2 protein-coding genes are annotated in these 5,800 nt (G+C 74.7%); both read left to right on the top strand.

Translation table 11 applies throughout. The features are described from left to right. Positions 1–327 precede the first annotated feature (327 nt). Entirely contained in the window at positions 328–4,194 is a 3,867-nt protein-coding gene (locus ACFVYK_RS32470) for a Pls/PosA family non-ribosomal peptide synthetase (protein ID WP_389780197.1), read from the top strand. Between the two features lie 77 nt (positions 4,195–4,271). Further along, a complete protein-coding gene (locus ACFVYK_RS32465) occupies positions 4,272–5,615 on the top strand; it encodes a M1 family metallopeptidase (RefSeq protein ID WP_389780196.1) in 1,344 nt (447 codons plus the stop codon). Positions 5,616–5,800 lie beyond the last annotated feature (185 nt).

The following is a 5,800-nucleotide window of genomic DNA, read 5'->3' as shown; positions in this document are numbered from 1 at the left end:
TTGGACTTTCGTCGGCTGCGTCTGATGTTTATATGAGACTGGTTGTGTTTATGAGACTGCGTTGTGCGTGGGCGGCGACCCCTGGTCGCGGCCCTCGCTCGTGTGTGTGTGGGGCATCTCTCCCCGGTCCAAGATCGCGCAGGTCAACGGCGCCGGCCGGAGGCCCGGGGAGCCCCGGACGGCCTCACCCGGTGGCCGACACACCGGGGCGTGCCTAGCGTCATACTAAAATATCCGGCTTGTTACCGAGCTGGACCGGACAACCCCAGGCAGACCTGCGGGCCCGCCGGCGCACCGGAGGCTTCCGGGATCGAGACGCGAGGACCGATGGCAGCCACACACGAGGGCAGCGCTCTCGGCCTGCTCGACGAGGAAACGCGTGCACAGCTCGGCGACACCGCCCGCTTCTCCGGCGGCCCCCCGGCCTCGCCCCGCACCCTGGTCGACGTCTTCGACGCGACGGTGAGGTCGTTCCCGGACGAGCCGGCCCTGGACGACGGCGTCACCCCCCTCACCTACCGCGCCCTCGCCGTCGAGGTGGAGAACCTCCGGCGCCGGCTGGCCGCCGCCGGGGTCGGACTCGGCGACCGGGTCGGCGTCCGCGTCCCCTCGGGCACCAACGACCTCTACGTGGCGGTCCTGGCCGTCCTCGCCGTCGGGGCCGCCTATGTCCCGGTGGACGCCGAGGACCCCGACGAGCGGGCGGAGCTGGTGTTCGGGGAGGCGCAGGTGCGGGCCGTCGTCGGCGCCGGCCACGAGATCACCGTCCACGGCGCGTCCGAGGCCGCGGCCGCCCGTCCCGGCGCCGGGCACGACGCCTGGATCATCTTCACCTCCGGCTCCACCGGAAAGCCCAAGGGCGTCGCCGTCAGCCACCGCAGCGCCGCCGCCTTCGTGGACGCCGAGGCCGCCCTGTTCCTCACCGAGGAGCCGATCGGGCCGGGCGACCGGGTCATGGCCGGGCTGTCGGTGGCCTTCGACGCCTCCTGCGAGGAGATGTGGCTCGCCTGGCGGCACGGCGCCTGTCTGGTGCCCGTACCCCGTTCCCAGGTCCGCAGCGGCGCCGATCTGGGGCCCTGGCTGGTCGAGCAGGAGATCACGGTCGTCTCGACGGTGCCGACGCTGGCCGCGCTGTGGGAGCCGGAGACCCTCACCGACGTACGGCTGCTGATCTTCGGCGGCGAGGCCTGCCCGCCCGAGCTGGTGCAGCGCCTGGTGACGGAGGGACGGGAGGTCTGGAACACGTACGGGCCGACCGAGGCGACCGTGGTCGCCTGCGCCGCTCTCCTGTCCGGCGAGGAGCCCGTCCGGATCGGGCTGCCGCTGCGGGGCTGGGAACTGGCCGTGGTGGACGAGGCCGGCGAGCCCGTGCCGTTGGGCGGCACCGGACAGCTGGTGATCGGCGGCGTGGGGCTCGCGCGGTACCTGGACGCCGAGAAGGACGCGGAGAAGTACGCGCCGCTGGAGTCGCTGGGCTGGGAGCGGGCGTACCGCAGCGGCGATCTGGTGCGCGCGGACGCCGAGGGCCTCGTCTTCCTCGGCCGGGCCGATGAGCAGATCAAGCTCGGCGGACGGCGCATCGAGCTGGGCGAGGTGGACGCGGCGCTGCAGGCGCTGCCGGGCGTCGCGGGCGCGGCCGCGGCCGTGCGGACCGCGCGCGGCGGCAACCAGCTGCTCGTCGGATACGTCGTCACCCAGGACGGGTGGGACCAGGCGGCAGCCGTGCGGCGACTGCGCGCCGAACTGCCCGCGGCCCTGGTGCCGCTGCTGGCGCCGGTGGCGGACCTGCCGACACGGACGTCGGGGAAGGTCGACCGCAACGCGCTGCCCTGGCCCCTGAAGGGGCTGGAGACCGGCGGCCGCACCGAACAGCTGTACGGCACCGAGGCCTGGCTCGCCGAGCAGTGGACGGAGGTGCTGGGCGTCCCGGTCGCGTCCGCCTCCGACGACTTCTTCGCGATCGGCGGCAGCAGCCTGGGCGCCGCCCAGCTCACCACCCTGCTGCGCACGCGCTATCCCGGCGCCGCCGTGCTGGACGTCTACCAGCGGCCGACCCTGCGCAAGCTGGCCCGCCGGCTGGAGGAATCGGCGCAGGACGACGCGGGCAGCCGCACCATCGCGCCCGTGCCGAGGCGGACCCAGTTCCTGCAGCTCGTGCTGTTGCCGCCGCTGTTCGCGCTGCTCGGGCTGCGCTGGACGGTCGCGCTGGCCGCGCTGGGCAATCTGTTGCCCGGGTACGGCTGGCTGCCGACCGCTCCCTGGTGGCTGGTGGCCGCCGGACTCCTGCTGTTCTTCAGCCCGCCGGGCCGGCTCGCGCTCGGCGCGGGCGGGGCGCGGCTGCTGCTGCGGGGCGTGCGGCCCGGCCGCCATCCGCGGGGCGGTTCGGTCCATGTGCGGCTGTGGGCGGCTGAGCGGCTGGCCGATTTCAGCGGGGCGACCTCGCTGACCGGGGGGTGGCTGCAGCGGTACGCGCGGGCGCTGGGCGCCAAGGTCGGCCCGGACGTCGACCTGCACACGCTGCCGCCGGTCACCGGCCTGCTCAAGCTGGGCCGGGGCGCGGCCGTGGAGTCCGAGGTGGACCTGTCCGGGTACTGGCTGGACGGCGACCGGCTGGAGATCGGTTCGGTCAAGGTGGGCGCGCACGCGGTCGTCGGCACGCGCAGCACGCTCTTCCCGGGCGCCCGCGTCGGCAAGCGGGCCCAGGTGGCGCCGGGTTCGGCGGTCGCCGGGCAGGTCCCGACCGGTCAGCGGTGGGCGGGCGCGCCCGCGGTCAAGCTCGGCCGGGCCAAGCGCAACTGGCCCGAGGGGCGGCCGCCGCAGAGCCGCTCCTGGCGGGCGATGTACGGCGTCTCGGGGGTGGGGCTGTCGTTGCTGCCGGTGCTGTCGGGCGCGGCGGCGCTCCTGGTGGCGGGGCTGTTCGTGACGCCGGGCGACGGACTGGGCCCGGCCGTGCGGGGTGCGGCCGTCGCGCTCGTGCCCGCCACGCTGGCCTACGGCGCGGCGTACGCGCTGCTGGTCCTGGTCGCCGTCCGGCTGCTGAGCCTGGGGCTGATGGAGGGCACGCACCCGGCGCACGGGCGGGTCGGATGGCAGGCCTGGACGGTCACCCAGTTGATGGACCGGGCGCGCGAGACGCTGTTCCCGCTGTACGCCGGCCTGGTCACGCCGGTGTGGCTGCGGCTGCTGGGCATGCGGATCGGGCGGGGCGCCGAGGTGTCGACCGTGCTGGCCCTGCCGAGCCTGACGACGGTCGGCGAGGGCGCGTTCCTCGCCGACGACACGCTGACCGCGCCGTACGAGCTGGGCGGCGGCTGGCTGCGGGTCGGGCGCGCGGAGATCGGGCGGCGGGCGTTCCTCGGGAACTCGGGGATGACCGCGTCGGGCCGGTCGGTGCCGGACGGCGGGCTGGTGGGCGTGCTGTCGGCGACGCCGAAGAAGGCGAAGAAGGGCACCTCGTACCTGGGGCTGCCGCCGGTGAGACTGCCCCGGAACGCGGCGGGCGGGGACCACAGCCGCACCTACGAGCCGCCCGCGCGGCTGCTGTGCGCGCGGGCGCTGGTGGAGCTGTGCAGGATCGTGCCGGTGCTGTGCTCGACGGCGCTGGGCGTGGCCACCGTGGCCGTGCTGTGCGCGCTGGGGGCGTGGGCGCCGCTGCTGGCGGGACCGGTGCTGCTGGGGGCGGGGGTCGCGGCGGCGGTCGTGTCCGTCGTCGCCAAGTGGCTGCTGGTCGGCCGCCATCGGGCCGCGGAGCATCCGCTGTGGAGCGGCTTCGTGTGGCGCAACGAGCTGGCGGACACGTTCGTCGAGGTGGTGGCGGTGCCGTGGCTGGCGGGCGCGGTGCCGGGGACGCCCGTGATGACGGCGTGGCTGCGCGGGCTGGGGGCGCGGATCGGACGGGGCGTGTGGGTGGAGAGCTACTGGCTGCCCGAGGCGGACCTGGTGACGCTCGGGGACGGCGCCACGGTCAACCGTGGCTGCGTGCTGCAGACTCACCTCTTCCACGACCGGATCTTGCGGACGGATACTGTGGTCCTCCGTGAGGGCGCCACGCTCGGCCCTGGCGGGATCGTGCTGCCCGGCAGCACGATCGGGGCCCGGACGACCCTGGGTCCCGCGTCGCTCGTCATGGCCGCGGAGTCCGTCCCGGACGACACGCGCTGGCTCGGCAACCCGATCGAGGCGTGGCGTCCCTGAGGCGGGGCCGCCCGGAGCCGGTGGGCGGTGTGCCGGCGGCGGGCGGTTCGAGCACAGGTCAGGGAGCGGACGGGGACGTGGCAGTTCAGCAGACGGTCGGGCAGGACCCGTATTTCCCGGCCAACGGCGACCCCCGGTACCGGGTGCACCGCTACGAGCTCGCGCTGGACTACCGGCCGGGTCCGAACCGGCTGTCGGGCGCGGCGCGGATCAACGCGATCGCCGGACGTTCGCCGCTGACCGAGTTCCAGCTGAACCTGGCCGACTTCAAGATCGGCCGGGTGCGGGTGGACGGCCGTCAGCCGCACTACACACATCGGGGCGGCCGGCTGCGGATCCGCCCCGCCAAGCCGGTCCGCGCCGGGGCGGCCTTCACCGTGGAGGTGCACTGGTCGGGCAACCCCAAGCCGGTGAACAGCCCGTGGGGCGACATCGGCTGGGAGGAGCTGGACGACGGGGCGCTGGTGGCGAGCCAGCCCGTGGGGGCGCCGTCCTGGTACCCGTGCAACGACCGGCCCGCGGACAAGGCGTCGTATCTGATATCGGTCACGACGCCGTCGGCGTACGCGGTGGTCGCGGGCGGCCGGCTGCTCACGCGGACGGCGAAGGCCTCGACGACGACCTGGGTGTACGAGCAGTCGGCGCCGACGTCGAGTTATCTGGTGGGTCTGTCCATCGGTGAGTACCAGACCGTCCTGCTGGGCGATCCCGGGCTCGGCGGGGTGCCGCAGCACGGGCACATCCCGGCGCGTCTGCTGGCGGAGTTCTCCCGGGACTTCGCGCGCCAGCCCGGGATGATGCACCTCTTCCAACAGCTCTTCGGGCCCTACCCGTTCGACGAGTACGCGGTCGTGGTGACGGAGGAGGAGCTCGACGTCCCCGTCGAGGCCCAGGGGTTGTCGCTGTTCGGCGCCAACCACGTGGACGGGGCGCGCGGTTCGGAGCGGCTGGTGGCGCACGAGCTGGCGCACCAGTGGTTCGGCAACAGCGTGTCCATCGCCGACTGGCGGCACATCTGGCTGAACGAGGGGTTCGCCAAGTACGCGGAGTGGCTGTGGTCGGAGCGGTCCGGCGGCCGCAGCGCGCAGCGCCTGGCCGCCGTGGCGCACCGGTCGCTGTCGTCGCAGCCGCAGGATCTGCGACTGGCGGACCCCGGCCGCAAGTCGATGTTCGACGACCGGCTCTACGAGCGCGGCGGCCTCACGGTGCACGCGCTGCGTTGCGCGCTGGGCGACGAGGCGTTCTTCCGGATGCTGCGCGCCTGGCTGTCGCTGCACCGGGGCGGCTCGGTGACGACGTCGACGCTCACCGCGCACGTGGCCAGGTTCGCCCCGGAGCCGCTGGACGACCTGTTCGATGCCTGGGTGTACGGGACGGCGCTGCCCCCGCTGCCGGTCCTGCCGGCGGACCGCGGCGCGTGACCGCACCGCGGTCCGCGGTGCGCTCCGCGGGGAGGGCGGTGGCGTAGCTGGGGGCCGGTGGGGGCGTGTCGCACGGTTCCCCGCGCCCCTGGCAGGACGGGTGCGCTCACTGGCCGGGCGGGAGCGGCGAGCCGGGCGGGAGCGGCGGGCCGGGGCAGTGAGCCGACCCGCGTCGCAGCGCTCCG

It is taken from the genome of Streptomyces sp. NPDC058291 (assembly GCF_042880855.1).
In the GTDB taxonomy this organism is placed as follows: Bacteria; Actinomycetota; Actinomycetes; order Streptomycetales; family Streptomycetaceae; genus Streptomyces.
Note: the sequence above shows the minus strand (reverse complement) of the source record. Positions and strands in the feature narration are given on the sequence as shown.